This is a genomic window from Photobacterium sp. Hal280, assembly GCF_037162255.1.
In the GTDB taxonomy this organism is placed as follows: Bacteria; Pseudomonadota; Gammaproteobacteria; order Enterobacterales; family Vibrionaceae; genus Photobacterium.
In genome coordinates this window covers 1576330-1598834 of sequence record NZ_JARLUO010000005.1, presented here as the reverse complement: position 1 = coordinate 1598834, position 22505 = coordinate 1576330, and the positions used below count along the sequence as shown (strand labels likewise).

Sequence of the window (22505 nt, the reverse complement as noted above, 5' to 3'; positions counted from 1 at the left end):
GGGCTTTTTTTTAAGGAGGTATAATGATTTACCGCCTCGCGCGTTCGGCCATGTTTCAGCTTGATCCTGAAAAAGCGCATGATTTGGCTATCAAGAACTTTTCTCGCTTCACCGGTACACCTCTCGATATTTTTTACCGTCAAAACCTCCCTGATCGTCCTGTTGAAGTCATGGGACTCAAGTTTAAAAACCCTGTTGGTCTGGCCGCTGGCCTGGATAAAAATGGCGAATGTATTGACGCCTTTGGTGCGATGGGCTTCGGATTCGTTGAAGTCGGCACTGTGACGCCTAAACCTCAGCCGGGAAATGACAAACCCAGACTTTTCCGGGTAAAACCTGCAGAAGGGATTATCAACCGGTTCGGTTTCAACAATAAAGGCGTTGATCAACTGGTAGAAAATGTAAAGAAAGCCACGTTTGACGGAATTATCGGTATCAACATCGGTAAAAACAAAGATACACCGTTGGAGAAAGGGGTAGACGACTATCTGATTTGTATGGATAAAGTCTACGAGCATGCTGGTTATATCGTTGTGAATATCTCATCACCGAATACACCAGGGCTACGTAATCTTCAGTACGGTGAGGCACTGGATGATTTGCTGACGCAATTGAAGAGCAGGCAAACATCGTTGGCTGAGAAGTTTGGCCGATATGTGCCGCTTACGCTGAAGATCGCGCCTGATCTTGAAGATCACGAGCTGATCCAGATTGCCGACTCATTGATCCGAAATGAGATAGACGGTGTGATAGGGACGAATACGACCCTGGATCGTACCCTGGTACAGGGAATGCCGCATTGTGATGAGGCCGGCGGCTTGAGTGGACGTCCGCTGCAGCACAGAAGCACGGAAGTCATCCGTATGCTTAATCATGAGCTAAAAGGGCAAATCCCTATCATTGGGGTAGGTGGCATTGATTCAGCCATTGCTGCAAGAGAGAAGCTGCTAGCCGGTGCCAGTTTGGTCCAGGTATATTCAGGCTTTATCTATCATGGCCCTAAACTGGTTAAAGATATCGTGCTCAATAGTGATTTACGATAATGAGTGACGCTGTCACTAAATGATCGCGCTTGTAAATCTGCCGTCCTACGAAAAACGCCCACTTTGATGTGGGCGTTTTTTTGTCCCAACATCGGTGATGAGCGGTATTTTGTCAAAATTACAAAGCTTAACACTATGATCTTACGAATTTTTTCCCCTTTTATTTTATCACTTACTTAGTACAATTCTTTTTACGTACTTAATTTGCTTGCTTTGATCACAGTTAAGACACTGACATTGGAGCCTATCGTGTTAAAACCAAATAATTCATGGACGTGGTATTACGACCAGAAGAATGACTCTTTAATGCTCGACCTGGGCGAAGAGATGGTTTTCCGCGTTTCAATTCCGAGCAAACATCTGATTGCTTGCGCCTTTAATCGATGTGAATTCACGGTTGACGATGCAAGTACCTATCAAACATACCTCGAAAGTATTTCTGTGCTGGATTTGTCTGCTCCGCGTAAGGTCGAACTGGCCTTAAATGCGGTCGCTGCCAGTCGTTTTCATAAACCCATGATGCCTAAAAGTTGGTTTTTTTCCCAACAAGAGGGGGTTATACGCCTCATAATGGCGAAATCATCGGGCTGGATACCGAATTCGGCGCTGCCCGTTACTTGGTGATTGAAAACAGCGGTTGTGCGAGTCTTTGCATGCTGGCAGATGTGGAACCTCATGTTCTGACTTCTGGGAAAGACATGGAATTCTGCGGCATTATCAAAGTAATGAACGACAGAATGCAGGCCGTTCATTTAGACACTGAACTGGGTTTAGCACTGGTCGGCTAATCCTTGCCATTTAAAGCTATATTTAACAATGGTTTAGCCTATTCGGCTTATAAATGTCATTTCTACAGAATCTCCAATAAGCTATTTTCCCAATGAGCGATCAGCCTCATAGATAAAATGCCTGATTAACCCGCTGCTATACATGTTCAGGTACAGGCGCTCTGCTCCCTGTTCGTGTCTCAGTGCAAGTTTCCATTCGATCTTCTTAGCTCAACACGCATGTGTTTCCTCATATCATTTCCCGCATCTTTAAACAGGCCTCTGGTTTATCAGGGGTTTCTTCCATCCCATAAAGAAACCATAAAGAAAGCCATTGATATGTGCCGAGACAGGCTTTCGCGATCGCAGCTTTTGTCTTTTGAGCGGCTTCAGAGACATCCATAGCCGTGGGGATAATCGTCATCAGCCCGACATTTGATGGATATCTATACGGGCATTGAGCGACTTAACGTCAACTTGATGCAAAAAATCAGTAAAAAGAAGGACTTTTTTATTGTCACTTGTCTTTTTTTGGACAAAAAAACACCACTATTTTCCGTTAAATAATCGTTTATCTGGGTAGATATTTCCCTGTTTTCCCCATTTGTGAAAGCCCATTACAAACTCGAATAAACACATTGAATCAAGTTTCCTGGTGGGAAAGAGTTGCGCCTGGAGTGATTGATGCGGTGAGAGGTTATTGTATATACATAGCCATGGGGATAGCGAATGCTTACATACATTGCTTGTGTTTGGCAGTGGTATCTTCAGAAATTTCGCTGTCGACATGATTGTTGCTTGTTTTTAAGTTATTGATTCTAATGTGTTTTAGTTGGTCGTTTCCTTGGGGAAACAGTTAATGGGCGTAGAGGTAAGCGCTTGTTTCATCCGTCTTATGGATTGTATTCAAGCAGTTAGCTCAGGTGCGTTTCCTGTGGGAAACGATCTATCTGGGGGAGATGTTCTGAAAAGTATGCGTTTATCTGTTTTGCTGGAATGGTGGGGTGTGGATTGCAAAGTAAAACCGTCTGTGAAGTGGCAAACTGCGATTGTTCGCTTGATTTATACTCGAACAGTGCAGAAAAAATGACTGCCCGGCATCGCTGATACAGGCGCATATCTGTGAATTCAGGTATAATCGCGGGCAACATTTGTTTGAAAAGAAACCCATGAATCAATATCTCGCTATTACTTCCCGTGGTCTGGAAAATCTTCTGGCCGATGAACTGACTCAACTCGGTGCTGCGCAAGTCAAAGTTGTGCATGCCGGCGTTCGCTTTTCCGCTGATCAGAATACGGCTTATCGTTGCTGTTTATGGACTCGTGTTGCATCACGTATCGTCCAGGTATTAAGCGAATTCAACGTCAGGAACGACCTGGATCTGTATCTCGGCGCGACAGCAATCAGCTGGGAGCAGTATTTCAGTTCCCGTACCCGTATTGTGGTCGACTTCAACGGTACTAACCGTGAAATCCGTAACAGCCAGTATGGCGCGATGAAAGTGAAGGATGCCATTGTTGACCGTTTTACCAAGGGAAATCAGCCTCGTCCGACAATTGACCGTGAACGGCCTGATTTACGTATTCACGTGCGTTTGTCGAACGATAAAGCCATTGTGGGTTTGGATATGGCGGGGAGTGGCCTTCACCAGCGCGGGTATCGTACTGAAGCGGGTAAAGCACCATTGCGCGAGACACACGCTGCAGCTTTGGTGATGAAAAGTGGCTGGACGCCAGAGAAACCATTGTTAGATCCAATGTGTGGCTCAGGCACATTATTGATTGAAGCGGCCATGATAGCAGCGGAAATTGCGCCGGGATTAAAGCGTAAGCGTTGGGGATTTGAAGCCTTAAATGATTTTGACCAGGATGCCTGGCAAGAGATTCATGCCGAAGCCTCTGTGAAAGCCCGTCGGGGTGTGGCTAACGTCACAACACCTTTCTTTGGCCGCGAAATGGACAGGCGTATCTTGACTGTGGCCAGAGATAACGCAGGCCGCGCCGGTGTGAGCGAGTTGATTGATTTCGAATACGGTGATGCCACCCAATTGGTTCGTCCTAACGGATTCGAGACCGGTGTGATTTTGTGTAACCCCCTTATGGTGAGCGCCTGGGCACCACCCCTGAGCTGATTGCGCTTTACACCGAGTTAGGAAATCGTCTCAAGCTGGCCTTTGCCGGTTCAGTGGCGTCGATCTTCTCATCGTCGAATGAATTGCTGAGCTGTATGCGTATGCGGGCCGATAAGCAGTTTAAGCTGCGCAACGGCGCATTAGATTGTGTTCTCAAGACCTATCAGATCACTGCCGGCGGTGTTAAGCAGGTAGAAGGTGAGAAAGAAGGGCAACTTGAAGAAACGCTGGTTGCACCGGATTTTGCGAATCGTCTGAAGAAAAACCTGTCGAAACTGGATAAATGGGCAAAGAAAGAAGCGTTGGATTGCTATCGTGTCTACGATGCCGATTTACCTGACTACAATGCCGCGATCGACAAGTATGCCGACTATGTGGTGATTCAGGAGTACGCAGCACCTAAATCCGTGCCTGAGGAAACGGCCCGCCGTCGATTGATGGATATTATGCGTGCCACCATTCAGGTAACTGGTGTCGACAGCGATAAAGTGGTGTTGAAGGTACGAGAGCGCCAGAAAGGCAAAAGCCAGTATCAGAAGCTGTCTAATGCATCGCGTTATATGACGGTCAACGAATACGGTGTAAAGCTGCAGGTGAACCTGTTTGATTATCTCGACACCGGGTTGTTTCTGGATCATAAAATTACCCGTCGTCGTCTTGGCGAAATGTCAAAAGGCAAAGATTTCCTCAACCTGTTTGCTTACACTGGTTCGGCAACAGTGCATGCTGCTTGTGGTGGCGCGAAATCCACAACCACGGTTGATATGTCAAATACCTACCTGCGCTGGGCACAGGAAAATATGACCTTGAACGGTCAGGTCGGCCGTCAGCATGAATATGTGCAGGCGGACTGCCTGCAATGGCTGCAGGAAGTGGATGACACCTTTGATTTGATCTTCATTGATCCGCCAACTTTCTCTAACTCTAAGCGCATGAAACAGAGTTTTGATGTACAGCGTGACCACATCATGCTGATGGAGAACCTGAAGCGAATGCTGCGCAAGGGGGAGAAATTGTGTTTTCAAACAATAAACGCCACTTCAAGATGGATGAAGCGGCATTAGCAGATTTGGGGCTGGTGGCGAAGAACATTTCTTCTGAAACACTGCCGATGGATTTTGCCCGTAATAAGCAAATTCATAACTGCTGGATTATTACCCATAAGGAAGGCGATGTGTGAGTCGCTGAAGTCGATAAACTAAGGATTGTTACTTGTCTATCATCCTCTACAGTACGGAGGGATGCCACCTCTGTGAGCAGGCGTATGCACTGCTGACGGAGGCCGGCGTTTCAGAGCAGGTAGATGTCGTTGATATTGCGTTTGACGACAACCTGTTTTCCCGTTACGGCGTCACAATACCGGTCGTATCTTTTTACGATAATGAATCTGTTTCTGAGCTTGGCTGGCCTTTTGATGCCGCTGAGCTGGCACTTTGGTTAAAGAGTCATGGCATTAATTAAAATCAGTAACGCGCAGCTTGCTTATGGTGATCATCCATTATTGGATCATGCCGAATTTCTGCTGCAACCGAATGAGCGTGTTTGTTTGGTCGGCCGTAATGGTGCAGGCAAATCCACGTTAATGAAAGTCATCGCCGGTGAGGTCCTGCTGGATGATGGCAGTATCCAGCGTATGAGTGAATTAAAGGTTTCACGGTTGGAACAAGATCCACCTCGCAATGCCGAAGGCACTGTCTTTGATTTTGTTGCAGAAGGTTTATCTGAGGTGGGTGGATTGCTTCGCGAATATCATCACTTACTCGATAAAATCACCACGGATGCCAGTGAAATACACTTTGCGCAATTAGCAAAGGTACAGGAAAAACTGGATCATGCGAATGCCTGGCAGTTTGACAACAAAATCAGCTCTGTATTAGAACACCTCGAATTAGATGCCGGCACTTTGCTGGCGGACCTGTCTGGCGGCTGGCAGCGCAAAGCTGCGCTGGCTCGTGCTCTGGTAAGTGAGCCGGATATTCTCCTGCTCGATGAACCGACCAACCACCTGGATGTCGCCACAATTGAATGGCTGGAAGGTTTCTTAAAAGATTTCCGTGGCTCTATCATCTTCATTTCTCACGACCGGGCTTTTATTCGTTCAATGTCGACCCGAATTGTCGATTTGGATCGAGGCAGGCTGAACTCATTCCCTGGCGATTACGATAAGTATCTCGACGCGAAGGAAGAGTTATTGCGTATCGAAAGCGAGCAGAACGCTGAATTTGATAAAAAACTTGCGCAGGAAGAAACCTGGATACGTCAGGGCATCAAAGCGAGACGTACCCGTAATGAAGGGCGAGTAAGAGCGCTGAAGCAGCTTCGTGCCGAGCGCAGCGAGCGCCGGGAAGTGATGGGTAAAGCGGATATGCAGCTCCAGGATGCCCGTCGTTCAGGTAAGGTGGTCTTTGAAGCCGAGAATATCAGCTACCGTTACGACGACAAACCTATCATTAATGATTTCAGCTTTAACGTCATGCGCGGTGACCGTATCGCCCTGATTGGGCCAAACGGCTGCGGTAAGAGTACGCTGCTCAAGCTCATGCTGGGCCAGCTGCAGGCGACAGAAGGGCATTTTCATTGTGGTACCAAGCTGGAAGTGGCTTATTTTGATCAGTACCGTGAAATCCTTGATCCCGAAAAAACCGTGCTGGATAACCTCGCAGAAGGTAAACAGGAAGTCACAGTCAACGGCCGCAGCCGCCATGCGTTAGGTTATCTGCAGGACTTCTTGTTCCACCCGAAAAGAGCGCGCACGCCGGTGAAGGCGCTGTCTGGCGGTGAGAAAAACCGCTTGTTGCTGGCCAAGTTATTTCTGAAACCCAATAATTTATTGGTTCTTGATGAACCAACGAACGATTTGGATATCGAAACTCTGGAACTTTTGGAAGATATTCTTGCCAATTATCAGGGCACTTTGCTCTTAGTGAGCCACGATCGTCAGTTTGTTGATAATACTGTGACCACAAGCTGGATTTTTGAAGGTCAGGGTGTCGTCAATGAATACGTGGGTGGCTACCATGATGCGCAAGCCCAGCGAGCCAACTCAGCTGCACAACGTGCCAAAGCACAGGCAGAAGAGCAAGCCGCCGAGAATAAAAAAGATGAAAGCCAACAGCGGCAGCAAGTGAACCGGGATAAGCCGGGTAAGAAGTTGTCTTATAAGCTTCAGAAAGAACTTGAAGAATTGCCGTCTCGTTTGGAAGATTTGGAAAATGAGATTGCCCAGTTGCAGGAAAAAATCAATGATCCTGCATTTTTCCAAAGCTCAACTGATGACACTCAGGTGACCCTGTCACGCCTGACAGAGGCAGAGCAGGCACTGGAAGTCGCCTTTGAACGTTGGGAAGAACTAGAAGCAATGCAGAAGGAATCCTAATGCGACATAAGATGTTCAAGTTTTCAACGCTGGCAATTGTTGTTGCCAGCGTCACGCAGGCACAAGCGGCGGTTTATGACGTTGTTGAAGTGAGCGGTGATGCCAGTGGTGTAGATGCACTGCAATATTACGATAAAAACAACAGTGATTTGGCCAGCCAGGTGCAGTTTTACGGCCAGGGGATCAGCCAGTCGACAGGCACTGAAAACTGCTTTGAAACCAGCTGTTCATCAACCAGTTATAAAGTCTTCGGTGAAAGCCGCTTTGGCAGTGACGGTATTGATATCCGCGATGAGATTCCATATCAGCTGGATAACTTCCAGCAGATCAATGATGAGTGGTCACTGGAAAGACACTGCAATTCTGCATACGGATTCAACACTTGCGATACCTGGGCTGAGACTCGGTTTTTTGGTGTCGGCTATAACTCAGACAATCCGGAAGATGGTTCGGGCTATGGCGGCCTGCGCAGAGAGCAATTTGCCTGGCAGGACAACTATTATGCGAACACACTGCCACTGCTAGATAACGGCGCTGACGCTTTTGAGCGTGTCACTACATTTGCCAATGATGCGGCCGGGTATGATTCAAGCGTGACACCGTCACTCGGTACGCTGGTGGATGGCGGCGATCATGTCTCCGCCAATGGTGCGGTCAGTGCAGTAGGTACCTCGACGATAGGTGACTATACGTTGGGTGTGACCAGCTCGGCTTACTTCGCCAATAACAACCATTATGCCCGCCAGTTCAATAAGCGCGGCTTTGTGAACCTTGATGCGACTAAGGTTTCATTACTGCCGATCGCCGGGAATGACCTGGTTAAAAACATGGGGCAGACATTAGCCTGGGATGCTGTTGAATACCCAGCTGGCAATTTGCTGGTGGTTGGCAGTGCGGCGTTTGCCCCTTCAAACCTCAATGACAACATCAAACTGCCTGATGACGTGCCGATCAACCGTGGTGACCTGAATAACTGTGTCACAAATGGCGCGACGCCAGGCACGATATTTAATTCATGGGCATGCCAGTTTACTGTCTTCGCCAATGAGGCGGCATTCTGGAATGTTGATGGTTCAGCCACTTCAGAAGCTCAGTTAATTGCCGCCCGTGCATCGAATCGCCCTGCATTGGACCCAGATGACAACAATCGTTCTTTCCAGGCATCAGCCCGGGCGGTTTCTCTGGTCGACGGTAAACCTGTGATGGTGGGATACACCACCGATTCAGTGGATAACGATTATTATGCGGTGCGCGCAGCTATCTTTAAGCTGAAAGATGGTGTGACTGGCACTCCAACCGCAGAGAGCTGGACGGTTTCTTACATTCCGAACCTGAATATCGAACAGGGGAACGACCGTATTTACCGCTATACCATGGCGACAGATATCAATGACCAGAACAAAGTGATTGGTGTTGCTAAGCGAGCCAAGTCGACAGAGCGTTCGTACGCAGAAATGATGTACTTGTACGATGCGACGTCGAATTCGTTCAAATGGCTGGACTCATCTGTCAGCAGCATTTTCTTTGCCGGCGCAAATGGTTACCCAAGCGCGATCAACAATAGTGATCAGATTGTCGGTTGGGTGGATGCAGAAACTGTGAATCAGGTAAATGGTCGTCAGCGTCGTCAACGCGCTTTCACTTATCTGGCGGGTAGTGACGCTGTCACAGATGCATTGCCGGCGAAGTCGACCTGGATGCTGGATGACCTCACCAATGACGATAATGTGAACGGAAATGCGAACCGGTTCCGTATCGCTCAGGCAACAGGTATTAATGATGCGGGTGTGATCTCTGCGACAGCACTGAAGTGCGATGCGGGGTATAAGTCGACCAGCAAGAATGCAGAGTGCGATGGCGATGAACGTTTAGTGGCTGTTAAGCTGATTCCTCGCGTCGATGCTCAAGTGCAGCCAAGAAGCGATGATGAAAGTAGTATCAGCCGGAAAGGTGGCTCCATTGGTATAGTGACGCTGTCACTTATGGTGCTGCTGGGCTTACGCCGCAGAAAGTAATTTGTCAAAATTGTTTAATTTTTAATCAGGCTCACAAGTTGTGAGCCTGATTTTTTATGAAGGTTGATCTCTTCAGCTAAATATCCAATCCTTAAGGTGGAGTCACAAAAACTCCATCATTATGTAACGGTAATGATTAATATGAATAAGGATGAGGATCGAACTATGAAGAGACAAAAGCGGGATCGTATGGAACGCGCACAATCTCGAGGCTATCAAGCTGGCATTAATGGTCGTTCCAGTGACGCATGTCCATATCAAACTGTGGACGCCCGTATGAACTGGCTAGGTGGCTGGCGAGACGCGAGAGAAGAATTGCAATCTGGCCGCGCAAAATAAAACCTTCACCCTCATATCCCTAACCATACAGAGCCCCTTTGGAGAGGGGCTTTACTTTATCTGCCGCAGACACGCAAAAAAGGCCGCGTGTGCGACCTTTCTGTCATTACTATAGCGCTAACCTGAATTAGAAATTCGACGTGTCTTGAAACAAGCCAACTTTCAGATCTTTAGCAACATAAATTTCCTTGCCGTCAACCAGCACTCGGCCGTCAGCAACACCCATAATCAGCTTGCGGTTAATCACGCGCTTCATTTGGATCTCGTAAGTGACTTTTTGGCCGTAGGCAGGATTTGCCCCGTGAATTTCACTTCACCCACGCCCAGAGCGCGGCCTTTACCTTCACCGCCAATCCAACCAAGGAAGAAGCCAACAAGCTGCCACATTGCATCCAGACCCAGGCAGCCAGGCATGACGGGATCACCAGGGAAGTGGCAGTCAAAAAACCAAAGATCAGGTTTGATATCCAGTTCAGCAATGATGAAGCCTTTATTAAACTCACCGCCTTCATCAGTGATTTCAGCAATACGATCCATCATCAGCATATTAGGTGCTGGTAATTGAGGACGGCCAGGACCAAACAATTGGCCTTGGCTGGAAGCGAGGAGATCGTCACGGTTGTAAGAATTGCATTTCTTCATTGGATGCTATTTTCTCTTTGAAATTATTGGGGCAATTTAGCTTACACCTGTACGCCTAACAACTCGGATCAGTGGTGGACCAACCAGTTTTTCATTTTAGTCAACCAACCTGAGCCTTCATCATTATGACCGCTATGGAAGTGCGCTATGCGTATCGCGATGACATCTAAGAGTGTATCTTCATCGCTTTCTTGATTACTTTCGTCTCGACGGAAAGATTTACCTGTCAGTAAAGGTAGCGCATCATCCACACTATTTACGGCCCAGATATGAAATTTACCGTCTTTAACAGCATTCAGGACTTCATCACAAAGACACAGGTTACTCAAGTTTGTTTTCGGCAAGATGACACCTTGGTGGCCGGTTAGCCCTCGATAGGCACAAACTTTGTAGAATCCCTCGATTTTTTCGTTAATGCCACCGACAGCCTGCACACGGCCAAATTGATCGACAGCCCCTGTCACGGCGATTTGCTGATTGATGGGCTGTTGAGAAAGGGCGGACACCAAAGCACATAATTCTGCTAAAGACGCGCTGTCGCCATCCACTTCGCTGTAAGACTGCTCAAAAACGATAGATGCCGAATACGGGAGCGGTTGGTCAAGGTCAAGGGCGGTACTGACAAAGGCCTGCATGATCATCATGCCTTTCGCATGAATATTGCCTGCCAGTTCAGCCTTGCGTTCGACATCTGAAATATCGCCATCACCAAAGTGAACCACGCAGGATATTCGTGCAGGTTCGCCGTAAGCGACAGGGTGGCCAGGCATTTCAACAACAGTTAAACCATTCACCTGACCGATTTCATTGCCCTGGCAGTTAATAATAACCTGGCCGTGATGGATATCTTCGATGGCTCTCTCTGGCAAGTATGAACTGCGGTATTCTCTGGCTTTCAGTGACTGTTGCAAGTGTTCGGCTGTTATCGGTTTACCCTGGGACTCTATTGCTGCTTCACATAGCAGACTTAAATGCCAGATAGGGCAAAGCGGTAAACGGTTTTGATCTTCTTCATGGCGAGCACCGGTACGCATCAACAGTTTCAATGCATCGTTGTCTGCCATGTCGGGTATCCCGGCTTTTTCAATCAGAGACTTCAGATAGGCTAAATAGTTTGGCAGACTGTCTTGGGTGAGGCGCATATCCTGTTCAAACTCACCATACATGCTAAAACCAGAAGCGATGTCGGGCTCAGCATTTTCCAGTTCTGCCATTAAGAATCTGTCACCAACCACGACTAATTTTACATTCAGTGCTTCTGCCGGTGGCAAGGGGTAAAATTTCTTCTGAGTAACGGGTTGCCACTCCAGTTCGCCATTCATCAGTACCGCTTTGAGCCTTGGCCATAAGCTTGGATTGGCAAGAATACTGGCAACAGACAAGACTAAGTAACCATTGTTGGCTTGGTGAAGCAGGCCATGCTTAACCTGAGGTTTTGTTAATTTGCCATCCTCTAAAGGCGGATACACAGCCCCAAACAGATTGATGTCTGTGACATTGTCACCAGCTATTACAATCGGAGACTCATCAGACGGGCTTTTACCTGCTGAATCCCAATGCGTCAGCAGATCAATGATATAGTCGCGATAAACTTTGTTGTCTGGTGCAGTAATTCTTAATAATCTGGGCTGGATATCAACTGCTGTGAATCGGCGTACGGCATCGCTCAGGCGATCTTGTAAAATGCCTGTCGGTGCAGGGGGAGTTGTGCATACTGGTCCAGAATTGGCTCATACTGAGTGTAATCTGGGAGCATGGTACGCCAGGATTCTTCTTGCATAGGCTTGATATAATTTCCGTTACTGTGAAAAAGACAGCAGTATAAAGGAATCGTTGTCCGCATAATAGAACAGGCATGGATTATCCTGCGATTCGGATGAGAATCAGCCAAAAGGCGTTCCTTTAAAGAGGGGGACATGCTTCTAAATCAATGTGCTATTGTGCTTCAATGTCGATCTAGTTACACTGTCACTCTCTATTCATTGTAGACTTTACATACCCAAATAAGCGTCGATTATGAAATATCAGCAATTAGAAAACCTTGAGGCTGGCTGGAAGTGGGGCTACCTGGTAAAGAAGTACAAGGAAGGGGAAGCCGTTACGCGTCATATTGATACCAGTGAGGCCGAGGCCGCCGTGGCATCATTATTTGAGATAGAGCACGAACCAACCAAAGTACTGGATTGGATCGGCCAGCACATGTCTCCCGGGCTCGAAAATAAAATGAAGCAGGCGATACGTGCGAAGCGAAAACGCCACTTCAATGCTGAGCAGATCCACACACGCAAAAAATCTATTGATCTGGATTATCGAGTCTGGGAGAAGCTGGCAGAGAAGTCGAAAGAGCTGGACTGTACCTTATCTGACACTATCGAGTATTTGTTGAGTGAAAGCACCAAGTCCCTGGAAGCCAATAAAAAGGTACAGGACATAAAACAAGACTTAAGTAAATTGCTTCAACTCGACTGATTCGCTATACCTAATATCATGCGCTGTTTGTTTGAGGAATAAGACAATGGAATATGTTCTTTTGCTGGCAGTTGCTGTACTGATCCTGGTTTTTAAGGACCGTCCAGTAATGATGTTAAAATTTGAGCACGGTGAGCTGAAACAGACGAAGGGAAATGTCCCCAGTGGGTTCTTACATGGGTGTAAAGACATAGCCCATCGAGAGCCATTCAGTGGGCAAATCAAAGTCTATAAGAATCGATTTACGACAAAGCTGGTTTTCTCGAAAGATGTTCCGGCAAAAGTGAAGCAAAAGATTCACAACGTGTTTCCGTTTTCTTCCAACAATAAGAAATCAGGCCGGCGACAAGCCTAGGTTCAGGTCTGCTAATGCGAGGAGAGGAGATACTGGTGCCTTCTTAGTGCACCATAACTTACTGAGAGGCGATTAAAACAAAAATCGCTCATATTTACTTTTCAACATTAAGCTGAAAATTTGAGACCTTGGCTAAACATTGATTGAGCTTTTGCATCGAAAGGGGTTTCACAATGTAGCCATCAGGCTTATGCGAGATAACTTTTTTCACCGTTTCCATTTCATTTTCTGCAGTCACAACGATAACAGGTAAGTCTGGCTGCTCCTGTTTTATTTGGCTGAGCAACGACAGGCCATCCAAAGGCAGGCTGAGGTTTAAGTCTAAGAAGACACAATCCAATGCATGGCCTACGAGTCTGGATTTCATGAATATGGCCTCAGCCTGGCTAATGGAGCTGGCATGAAGCAATGTTTTGGGTTGTATGCTGTTTCTTAGCAGTTGCGCTAAAATTTGTGCCATCACTTTGTTGTCTTCAATGATCAGAATACTTTTCATGTTCCGGCATCCATCTAATTATTATGTGTTTTTGTCCTCATTGATATTAGATAAGAATTTACTGACATACCAGCAAAAGAGTTCAAGAACATATGCTATAACGCACTATAACTTATTTATTGATTTCAAATTTCAAACTAGCTTGTGAAATTAAAACAATTTAAGGGACAACTTAATCAAGCTAATCAGATTGAATGTCGGGATTTGGATTGGGTGACGTTGTCACTTCGTTCATTAGCTATTATTTCGTTTTATTTGCAGAGGTCAGTGTCTGCGCATTTCATGCCAGGTAAAGTTACCATTTGGAGCAGTTTTTGGGGTAAAGGGTGCTGACCCAGTTAAATTAAGCGAGCGGCTCCAAAACACGGTATGACAGCTTGCACAATTCCTGCCTGGTAAAGATATCATTCAGTTCGTCGGTGGATTGCCGCAGCGGTCGGTGCATGTCTTTCGGAAACCGTGCTAACTTGGCGAAGCGGCGGTTAAAATTGGTGATGAAGCCGGGGAGCCAGACATTGACTGCTCGATAGTCTTCTTTATTGCCTTGCAGCCGCATTTCTTTGATTAAGTGATCCTGTAACGTTTTGTTCGCGCGCTCAACGCGGCCTTTAGCTTGCGAACAGCTCGATTTTGAGATCATTCAGTACACGACCAAATTGGATTAAATGTGCAGTCTAGATATCGTGTTTACTGACATGAAACACGGCATGGCGGTCGCTATAGAACGCGATCGGTTTGCCGTGTTGTTCAAGGTAACCACGGGTAGGCGCCATATCATCGAATCACCCGGGCAATCACGACGATGTCGTGGTTGATAAACCCGTGGTTTACGCTTGGCATGGGGAACCCAGAAGCCATCGGCAATCATCCATTGGCGCAGGGTCTCAACTGAAACATGGATGTTATGAAGATCGGAGAGTTTTTCATGGGCCAATGTCGGGCCGAAATCTTCGTAGTGCTGATGGAGCAAAGCCAATGTCTGTAATTTTGATTTATCATCATGCCGGTGATTACCAAGCTGGCCACGCTTTAAATAAACCAATTAAAGAAACCAAGCCGGCAGCGCCTAATTCGGCAAAGCGTTTAATCAGTCGGTAAACTTGCCGGGGACTCAGTTTGAGTAAGCGGGCAACTTCGACGCCGGTGATCCGTTTGTCAGAGATATCTTGGATAAGTTTGATTCTCAGTAATTCAGTCAATAGCATCCACAGGCTCCAAACAACCTAGAACAACCTGACATTTCGAAATAGATCTTACACCTTAAGTACGCATTATGTGGTGCGTCATTATGTTGAGTGGTTTGTCGTCAGTAGCATTGCGTTAGAACTGGCTACCTCGAAGCAGCAAAAGGTGGGCGAGTAGATGTGAAATCCGGTCTTCGGGCCGTGATGACATCGTGTGAGAATCGTTTTGCAATGAGAGCCCGTAACATAATGTCGTATAATATGTACTCAAAGGCATAATCATTCTTGGAGAGAAACATTTTGTCTGATAAGAAATCAAATAAGTACCTGAAATTAATAGGGTTAGCTATCTTTTTGTCGGCGATTGTGGCCCACTATATTAATAAATCCAGCTCATCCAGAAGTTTTGGAAATGTAAGCGAAGTCTGTAACTTTCTCAGTTCACAAGGAATTGATACTCATATGAGTAAAAATCCTGATGTGACTAGATCGATCTGTTTTTCGAATTACGTTGAGCTCGATTCATCGGATAGTGACGCATTAGCTAATAACATTGCTTATTATGTTATGGGAAAGGGAAGTCAGATTGAGAAGCTAAAAGTTGTCGTAAATTTTAATCAACCCCCATCGTCTTATACTGAAGATACTGCATTAAAAGCATTTCAGACACTTATCTCCAAATCTCTTGGCGTAGATTCACTTCCACAACTTGAGGATGCAATAAAAAACCGTAAGTCAATGAACTGGTCAGCAACCACACCTGATCAGAAAAAAGTTGCTGATATCAAGCTTGTATATGATAAATGGCCCACTACAGGCTATGAGTTCAGATTTATCATCGAATGAATGGCTGTTGAAAGGAAGGGGCCCGCAGCGCGGGAAGGTACCTTTTAACAGCCATGGATCTACCGAGAAAATGTTGGTGTGCCTGTAACACCCCAACTAAGTGCGGAATTCCGCACACACACCGAACTGAATCAGATCACCGATTCAGTGATTGCTCAGTCGCAATCACTTCAAGCTCTACAAGCGCAGCGCGTCAGCCAGTCAGCATGTCAAAGTTGCAGCGCTGCAACTCACTGAAAGTCCCCGGGAATCCGGAACCCTTAAGTACGCATTATGTACATTATGTTAAATGATGGGTATGGGAGGTATAAGAACCGATGCATTAAAGTTCTTCTGCTCCCTTCTCTCTGCCTATCTGGCTGGCTAAGACGCGTCATTTAACCATAACGCTGATTTACCATAAAATAGGTAATTCACACTTATATTTAAGTCCTGCTGCAAATGTTCAGTTTGCCTGGTCCTTCAATGTCAGGTGAAATTACCTAAGGTCGACGAACGCCAATGCGTTCGTCGGTAAATGTGAATTATGCCAGCGAGACTAACTCGGCGTATTCACTCAGCAGTTTATCCAATTCAGTGACACGTATCGGCTTTGCTAAAAAGCCGTTCATGCCCGCTTTTTGATATTCAAGCTGATCTGAATGCATGGCATTTGCCGTCAGCGCTACTATGGGTAAATCAACATGTTCTTCCCGGAGCTTTCTGGTTGCTTCCATACCGTCCATAACCGGCATCGAGATGTCCATTAATACCAAATCAAATTGTTCGGGTGACGCTTTGATCATATCCAGTGCCATTTGCCCATTGTCGGCCACTTGAACATGATGTCCTCGTTTTTCCAGCATGAGTTTTGCGACCATCTGGTTTGTCTTGCTGTCTTCAGCCAACAAAATAGATAATGCTCGGCGCGGAACTTTTCTTTGCGGCAGCTTTTCTTCTTCAATTTCAGCGGCAGCTTCAACAATCGGTAAAAACACAGAAAAACAGCTACCTTGGCCTAACTGGCTGACCAGTGATATACGGCCTTGCATTTTTCCGACAAGATGGCGACTGATGGCCAGGCCTAATCCGGTACCGCCATATTTTCTTGTAATACTGCCGTCTGCCTGCACAAACGGATTAAAGAGGTTTTTCTGTGCTTCATCTGAGATGCCGATTCCGGTATCAATCACTTTAATCACAATCTCATTATCTGCTGTCGTCACAACAACATTCACAGAGCCACTATTGGTAAATTTGATAGCATTGCCAATCAAATTAAACATGACCTGAGTGACCCGGTTCTTGTCACCTTGCGTTCTTGCAGGAACCACTTCATCAACCCGGATATTCAAATCGATATTTTTTTCTGAGCCTGATCTCTCAACTGCTCAACGACCAGCGTGGCGCAATCTGCGACAGACATAGGTTCCATGTATAAATCAAACTTGCCTGATTCTATACGGGAGAGATCCAAAATATCGTTAATGATTGTCAGAAGCAGTTGAGCAGACTGCTCCATTTGATTGACCCACTTAAGCTGTTCAATATTCAGTCCTGAATCCGCTAAAGTATCCATCAAACCAAGAACGGCGTTCAAAGGCGTGCGAATTTCATGGCTCATCATGGCCAGAAACTGAGATTTAGCAGCATTTGCAGATTCCGCTTGTTGTCGCGCTTGCTGTAATTCGACTAAACGCTGTTTCTTGCTGGTGATATCTTTCGCTGTTCCCCGATATCCCCGGAGTTCTCCGTGTTTGCTAAAGTACGGGCTACCGCTGAAGCTAATCCATGCCCCACCCTCATTACCGGGCAACTGCCACTCCAGGTCTTCAAAATCTTCATTACTGAGCAGTTTATTACGCAGCTTGGTTTGGAAATCGGCATCATCATCAAAGAGATCTAACAAACTTTTCTTATCAATCACGTGATTAGATAAGTCTGGCGCAGAGATATACGTGAACCTGTATTCGGTATCTATCTCCCAAAACCAGTCACCAACGGTATTTGCAAAGTCTTTAAATCGTTGCTGGTTGTGTAATAACTCTTGCGTTCTCACCGTCACCAGAGTTTGTAATCTTTCCCTGTAGTCAATATCGATGATTGCGCGCTCAAGTAACGGGCGAAATCGTGCCAGTACTCTTTTACATGAAGCACCAAACTGGCCGGGTTGAGAATGCAAAAATAGCAATAACGCGTCACCTGAGCTGACTTTCACTCCCGTCATCAACACTGATCGACAAAGTCCTGTCTGATCCTTGGGTAAATAGCGAAATTCGGCAACTTGCAGCGGGTCAAACAGTGCAATACTTTCACCATTGATAGCACGTATAAAGGTTTGATTGACTTCCCAGGAGCAAGATTCAAAATTTGTACAGGTGGTGACAAGCTCTTCTAGATGTGACGTTTCATCTTCACGAGTCAGCACCAGAGCGTGTTCGAAACCAATATATTTGCGCAGAACAGCGAGCAAGCTATTGAATACTTGCCGCTTGCTATTGGCGCCAGCCATCGCTGACATGCCCGCTAGAATAGCAGAGTACTCATCTCTGAGCTGTTTTTCCCTTTCCTGGCTTCTGAGTAAGGCAAGCAAGGTTTCCTGTAGGGTTTCTGTTTCTCTGCTTGGCATGCTCATCATTCCCGGTAAAACAAAACGTTAGAAATCATTAAATTACCATGCTCATTTTCACCACCAAGAAACTGACCTTGTTCTCCAAATGTGAACGGACAAATAAACGGCGCGTTGAGCATAGATTGCTGCATTTTCTCTGCAACTATGTTCATCCTTGATTTCACCTGGAGCATACAGCCGGCACAATAAATACTTATCCCGCCAATAGCCTCGATCTGCTGATGGCTGCCATGAAGCAATCCATCCACTGTGCGGCTGGTCCGGTTGACCAGATTATCTTCTGTCCCCGTCATCAGGTAGAGCTTCTCTCCTTCCTTTATAGAAGCAAATAATGTGATTCCACCACGCGCAGTAACAGAATTGGGATGAGCGAGCTTAAAATAGGGTAAGTCATGTAAGGTGCCCGCAATACGGCCAATTGGATGTAAAGCAGAGAGAGACATGATACTTTGACCATACTCTAACGGTTGTTTAATCCACTCTTCATAGACCTCTTTTGCCGGCCGGTGATCGAGTTCTATGAGCTCCCTTCCCTCAACCTTAGTCGCCACTGCGTACTGATCAGTTTTTGCGTAACCAGAGTGAAAAGAGAAGCTTAAGTCGCATGATGGATAAAAGACACTCACAGCAACACCTTCAGAAGCTGAATGATCTTGGGTGAAAAGCTGCCATTCCCCCAAAACCCCTGCATCCGCGGCGCTCCCACCAATAATGGGCACTGGTGTGCCAAACTCTTGAGATATCGCCTGTATCACCTCTTCTTCTGCGCCAGGACTAGCGTGCAGCAAAACGAGTGAAGGCAATTCCCCGAGCGTCCGGTATTTTGAATGGCCTTCAGTAATGCTTGTTTTGCCATTTGTTGAGGAAGCTGATGGGTAGACACCAAAGCAGAGCCATACGCGCCATTAAAATCAAAAACAGCCCATAAACCGATTACCCGATCAGGGAAATAGCCATCTTCTGTCAGGATACCCTGGCACGATGAACAGCCTAAAATTTGGGTATCGGGGAATTCAGCGACAAGTTGCTCTCGGATAACTTGCGCATTGTCATGCCCTGAAAAATACACCAACAGCAAGCTGGGCCGTACTAATCTGGCTTTGAGTTGACTGACAGCTTCATCTATTGCTGCCGCTGTGGTTTCTATCGTTGAGTAACTGGTAACAATTTCCATGCGGTGTTCACGGCTGAGTGTGTATCTTCCCCATAATAGACAGTTTCAATTTGAGGATCAGCAGAGTATTGAATTTTTATAAAAAAAACTCTTAAGTCTGTGTGCGATTTACCGTTATTAGTATTTAACTATTCGACAAAGCAGATTTGGGTATGACAAAGCAACCAGTAATCATTGTCACAGAAGGAACGACAGAGTTAGGCAAGCGTATCTGTAAAGAGCTTGCTGCGACTCAGTCTATTGTCATGTCACTGAGCAATGACGAAAATGCGGGCTACGATTTGGTTGCAGAGGACCCACGAGTCAGGTTTCGCAATACAGACTGCAGTAAAGAATCAGACATTGCCACAGCCGTCCGGGAGATTGAATCTCAATTCGGTCGGCTTGATGCACTTGTTATTAACCCACCGGTCTCACTTCCCGATGTGGGTATCCCCTTCACTGAAATGGATTTATTTGATTGGAACCAGGCACTTCACCACCAGTTAACAGCAACCTTGTTCACCGCCAGGCAATGCCTGCCTCTTCTGAAAGCAACAAAAGGAACCATTGTTCATGTTGTCCCTACCCCGCATGAATCTGCCATTCACAGTGAATTACTCGCCGTATGCAGCCAGGGCCTGGTTGGATTGACTGAAGCATTGGCCAATAGCTTATCACCGGATGTTACTGTCCATGCTGCCCGATACATTCTTAACCGGACAAATGCGATAAAAAATGATGTAAATCAATTCAAAGACGTGGCAGCTATGGTACGTTTTTTAGTGAGTAACGAAGCTTCGCACATCAACGGACAGGTTTTCAACGTTTCGAACCGAGTTTTGGATAAAAAATCGTCATAATGGCACGGAAAAAGATTCAAACTGGTGAATGGATGAGATTTTAACTTTATATTATTGTTTTTAATCAACTTTAATTAATTTCAAATGAAAAATAATGTTCTGATTTCTGAACGAGTACTTGCATGTTTGCCTTATCAGAGCAACATTGCGTTAAATCACTAAAATGTTAAATATTTCAATGAGTTGAGTGCTAAAACAGACTTCTTGATACTGATTCATCAAATCGTCCCCTTGCTCTGCCACACTTGGCGCCTTTAAATACAAAGGGATCGACTACTGGTACCCGTTTCTTACCTTATTCCAGCCTGGCAAACCTCAGTGTTTTCAGCTTCTATTTCGCTTCATTCTCAGTACATTTCTCTACCGAATTCTCACAAGGCCTTGGGGCTTCTTCTGCCTTATTGTCAGATGTATATGTAATTGTTCTCCATACGAATGCCGTAATCAGAACAGCAAGTAGGAGCAGAATTTGGATCAACCGAGCTTTCGTTAGTTTCTGTGCGGCCATGATTGTATACATTTCCCATGTTACATAGTTCAAACTTTTTGCATAAAAATAGTGAGCCGCGACATGAGCCCACCCTTCACACTGTCAATCATTTCTTATCTCAAGTATTATGCGTGCTGAAAATGCCACTTTTACAACAAAATAGCAATTTCCGTGTCGAATTGTTTATAAAAACAACACAGGATTTGTCTAAGCTTTGGGTGGCATTGCGAAATGGTTGTTCGCAAAGAAACAAGAGTGTAGTTGAAATTTTTTAGTGGAAGCATGCAACATGAGCCAAGAAAAGCAGCTTGATCAAAACTACAACTATACGGTCGTTCGGCAATTCACCCTAGCTACCATACTGTGGGGTATTGTTGGAATGAGCGTTGGTGTATTTATTGCCGCTCAGCTGGTTTGGCCGGCACTTAACTTTGACACCCCTTGGTTGACATACAGCCGTCTGCGTCCGCTGCATACTAATGCAGTGATCTTCGCTTTCGGTACCAGTGCACTGTTCGCGACATCTTATTATGTCGTTCAGCGTACCTGTCAAACCACGTTGTTTGGTGGCAAGTTAGCGTCGTTCACCTTCTGGGGCTGGCAAGCCGTGATCCTATCAGCAGTCATTACGCTGCCTATGGGATATACAACCAGCAAAGAATACGCTGAACTGGAATGGCCAATCGATATACTGATTGCCGTGGTCTGGGTCTCCTATGCTGTCGTGTTCTTCGGAACGATGATTAAACGAAAGACCTCCCACATTTATGTGGCAAACTGGTTCTTCGGTGCATTCATCCTGACGGTAGCCGTTCTTCACATTGTTAACAGTATGGCGATTCCGGTCTCAATGACGAAGTCGTATTCTGTCTACTCTGGTGCAGTCGATGCCATGGTTCAGTGGTGGTACGGACACAACGCCGTAGGTTTCCTTCTTACTGCTGGCTTCCTGGGTATGATGTACTACTTCGTCCCGAAACAAGCCGGTCGTCCTGTTTATTCCTACCGTTTGTCTATCGTGCACTTCTGGGCACTGATTTCTCTGTACATCTGGGCTGGCCCGCACCACCTGCACTACACCGCATTGCCTGACTGGACTCAGTCACTGGGCATGGTGATGTCTCTGGTACTGTTTGCGCCATCCTGGGGTGGCATGATCAACGGTATCATGACGCTGTCTGGTGCCTGGCATAAACTGCGTTATGACCCGATTCTGCGCTTCCTGGTAGTGTCACTGTCGTTCTACGGCATGTCTACTTTCGAAGGTCCGATGATGGCGATTAAGACAGTCAATGCTCTGTCCCACTATACCGACTGGACAATCGGCCACGTTCACTCAGGTGCGTTAGGCTGGGTTGCCATGGTTTCTATCGGTTCGGTCTATCACCTGATTCCAAAACTGTTCGGTCAAGAGCGTATGTACTCCATCAAACTGGTGAACGTGCATTTCTGGCTGGCCACTATTGGTACGGTTCTGTACATCGTCGCTATGTGGATTTCTGGTGTGATGCAAGGTCTGATGTGGCGCGCGGTGAATACCGACGGTACCCTGACCTACAGCTTTGTTGAAGCACTGCAAGCGTCTTATCCGTTCTACTTCGTGCGTTTCTGTGGCGGTCTGATCTTCGTAACCGGCATGTTCCTGATGGCTTACAACGCTTACAGAACTATTGCCGCACCGAAAGACAGCTTAAAAGCCATAGAGCAACCAGCATAAGGAGTAA

At 46.2% G+C, this 22505-nt stretch carries 18 protein-coding genes and 4 pseudogenes; 12 read left to right on the top strand and 10 right to left on the bottom strand.

The window, feature by feature from the left end:
* Positions 1 to 23 precede the first annotated feature (23 nt).
* Both pyrD and P4S53_RS16730 read left to right on the top strand, forming a co-directional pair.
* Complete coding sequence (pyrD, locus tag P4S53_RS16735) at positions 24 to 1043, top strand: quinone-dependent dihydroorotate dehydrogenase (RefSeq protein ID WP_337113557.1); 1020 nt, start codon at positions 24 to 26, stop codon at positions 1041 to 1043.
* 246 nt (positions 1044 to 1289) lie between these two features.
* A pseudogene (locus P4S53_RS16730) lies at positions 1290 to 1831 on the top strand (cell division protein ZapC).
* A gap of 229 nt (positions 1832 to 2060) precedes the next feature.
* Here P4S53_RS16730 and P4S53_RS16725 read toward each other — a convergent pair.
* Complete coding sequence (locus tag P4S53_RS16725) at positions 2061 to 2234, bottom strand: hypothetical protein (protein WP_337113556.1); 174 nt, start codon at positions 2232 to 2234, stop codon at positions 2061 to 2063.
* Between the two features lie 745 nt (positions 2235 to 2979).
* Here P4S53_RS16725 and rlmKL point away from each other — a divergent pair.
* From rlmKL to rmf, 5 genes and pseudogenes are all read left to right on the top strand, one after another.
* Positions 2980 to 5122: pseudogene (gene rlmKL / locus P4S53_RS16720) on the top strand (bifunctional 23S rRNA (guanine(2069)-N(7))-methyltransferase RlmK/23S rRNA (guanine(2445)-N(2))-methyltransferase RlmL).
* 32 nt (positions 5123 to 5154) lie between these two features.
* The gene (locus P4S53_RS16715) at positions 5155 to 5403 is read left to right on the top strand and encodes a glutaredoxin family protein (protein ID WP_027252204.1); all 249 of its coding nucleotides are present in this window, start codon (positions 5155 to 5157) and stop codon (positions 5401 to 5403) included.
* Positions 5390 to 7318, top strand: a complete 1929-nt coding sequence (locus tag P4S53_RS16710; protein ID WP_337113555.1) for an ABC transporter ATP-binding protein — start codon at positions 5390 to 5392, stop codon at positions 7316 to 7318. The genes P4S53_RS16715 and P4S53_RS16710 overlap by 14 nt, the downstream gene beginning before the upstream one ends.
* On the top strand, positions 7318 to 9333 hold the full coding sequence (locus P4S53_RS16705) for a DUF3466 family protein (RefSeq protein ID WP_337113554.1): 2016 nt from the start codon (positions 7318 to 7320) through the stop codon (positions 9331 to 9333). Before P4S53_RS16710 ends, P4S53_RS16705 begins: the two co-directional genes overlap by 1 nt.
* Positions 9334 to 9498: 165 nt before the next feature.
* Positions 9499 to 9672, top strand: coding sequence for a ribosome modulation factor (gene rmf / locus P4S53_RS16700; RefSeq protein WP_027252207.1), 174 nt, complete (start codon positions 9499 to 9501; stop codon positions 9670 to 9672).
* Positions 9673 to 9799: 127 nt separating this feature from the next.
* On the opposite strand, the pseudogene fabA reads toward rmf, so the two are convergent.
* Positions 9800 to 10314 (bottom strand): annotated as a pseudogene (gene fabA / locus P4S53_RS16695) (bifunctional 3-hydroxydecanoyl-ACP dehydratase/trans-2-decenoyl-ACP isomerase).
* 68 nt (positions 10315 to 10382) lie between these two features.
* Positions 10383 to 12094 (bottom strand): annotated as a pseudogene (locus P4S53_RS16690) (AAA family ATPase).
* A 236-nt stretch (positions 12095 to 12330) separates the two neighbouring features.
* Here P4S53_RS16690 and matP point away from each other — a divergent pair.
* Complete coding sequence (gene matP / locus P4S53_RS16685) at positions 12331 to 12783, top strand: macrodomain Ter protein MatP (RefSeq protein ID WP_337113553.1); 453 nt, start codon at positions 12331 to 12333, stop codon at positions 12781 to 12783.
* A gap of 46 nt (positions 12784 to 12829) precedes the next feature.
* Positions 12830 to 13138, top strand: a complete 309-nt coding sequence (locus tag P4S53_RS16680; protein ID WP_027252211.1) for a DUF3634 family protein — start codon at positions 12830 to 12832, stop codon at positions 13136 to 13138.
* 94 nt (positions 13139 to 13232) lie between these two features.
* On the opposite strand, the gene P4S53_RS16675 is transcribed toward P4S53_RS16680, so the two are convergent.
* The 3 genes from P4S53_RS16675 to P4S53_RS16665 all read right to left on the bottom strand — a co-directional run bounded on the left by P4S53_RS16675 (position 13233) and on the right by P4S53_RS16665 (position 14839).
* A complete protein-coding gene (locus tag P4S53_RS16675; protein WP_337113551.1) occupies positions 13233 to 13634 on the bottom strand; it encodes a response regulator in 402 nt (133 codons plus the stop codon).
* A 343-nt stretch (positions 13635 to 13977) separates the two neighbouring features.
* A complete protein-coding gene (locus tag P4S53_RS16670; RefSeq protein ID WP_337113550.1) occupies positions 13978 to 14274 on the bottom strand; it encodes a hypothetical protein in 297 nt (98 codons plus the stop codon).
* Between the two features lie 370 nt (positions 14275 to 14644).
* Positions 14645 to 14839 (bottom strand): helix-turn-helix domain-containing protein, encoded by a 195-nt coding sequence (locus P4S53_RS16665; protein ID WP_337113549.1) that lies wholly within the window; start codon positions 14837 to 14839, stop codon positions 14645 to 14647.
* 279 nt (positions 14840 to 15118) lie between these two features.
* Between P4S53_RS16665 and P4S53_RS16660 the strand changes: the two genes are divergently transcribed.
* On the top strand, positions 15119 to 15664 hold the full coding sequence (locus P4S53_RS16660; RefSeq protein WP_337113548.1) for a hypothetical protein: 546 nt from the start codon (positions 15119 to 15121) through the stop codon (positions 15662 to 15664).
* Between the two features lie 524 nt (positions 15665 to 16188).
* Here the strand turns inward: P4S53_RS16660 and P4S53_RS16655 are convergent.
* The 4 genes from P4S53_RS16655 to P4S53_RS16640 form a co-directional block, all read right to left on the bottom strand.
* Positions 16189 to 16929: a response regulator gene (locus tag P4S53_RS16655; RefSeq protein ID WP_337113547.1), complete on the bottom strand. Its 741-nt coding sequence runs from the start codon at positions 16927 to 16929 to the stop codon at positions 16189 to 16191.
* Between the two features lie 65 nt (positions 16930 to 16994).
* The gene (locus tag P4S53_RS16650; protein WP_337113546.1) at positions 16995 to 18272 is read right to left on the bottom strand and encodes a histidine kinase dimerization/phospho-acceptor domain-containing protein; all 1278 of its coding nucleotides are present in this window, start codon (positions 18270 to 18272) and stop codon (positions 16995 to 16997) included.
* Between the two features lie 5 nt (positions 18273 to 18277).
* Entirely contained in the window at positions 18278 to 19030 is a 753-nt protein-coding gene (locus tag P4S53_RS16645; protein ID WP_337113545.1) for an FIST signal transduction protein, read from the bottom strand.
* Positions 19027 to 19449, bottom strand: coding sequence for an FIST N-terminal domain-containing protein (locus P4S53_RS16640; protein WP_337113544.1), 423 nt, complete (start codon positions 19447 to 19449; stop codon positions 19027 to 19029). Before P4S53_RS16640 ends, P4S53_RS16645 begins: the two co-directional genes overlap by 4 nt.
* A gap of 152 nt (positions 19450 to 19601) precedes the next feature.
* Between P4S53_RS16640 and P4S53_RS16635 the strand changes: the two genes are divergently transcribed.
* Positions 19602 to 20291, top strand: coding sequence for an SDR family oxidoreductase (locus P4S53_RS16635; RefSeq protein ID WP_337113543.1), 690 nt, complete (start codon positions 19602 to 19604; stop codon positions 20289 to 20291).
* 779 nt (positions 20292 to 21070) lie between these two features.
* Positions 21071 to 22498, top strand: coding sequence for a cytochrome-c oxidase, cbb3-type subunit I (gene ccoN / locus P4S53_RS16630; RefSeq protein WP_046221916.1), 1428 nt, complete (start codon positions 21071 to 21073; stop codon positions 22496 to 22498).
* The last annotated feature ends 7 nt before the right edge of the window (positions 22499 to 22505 follow it).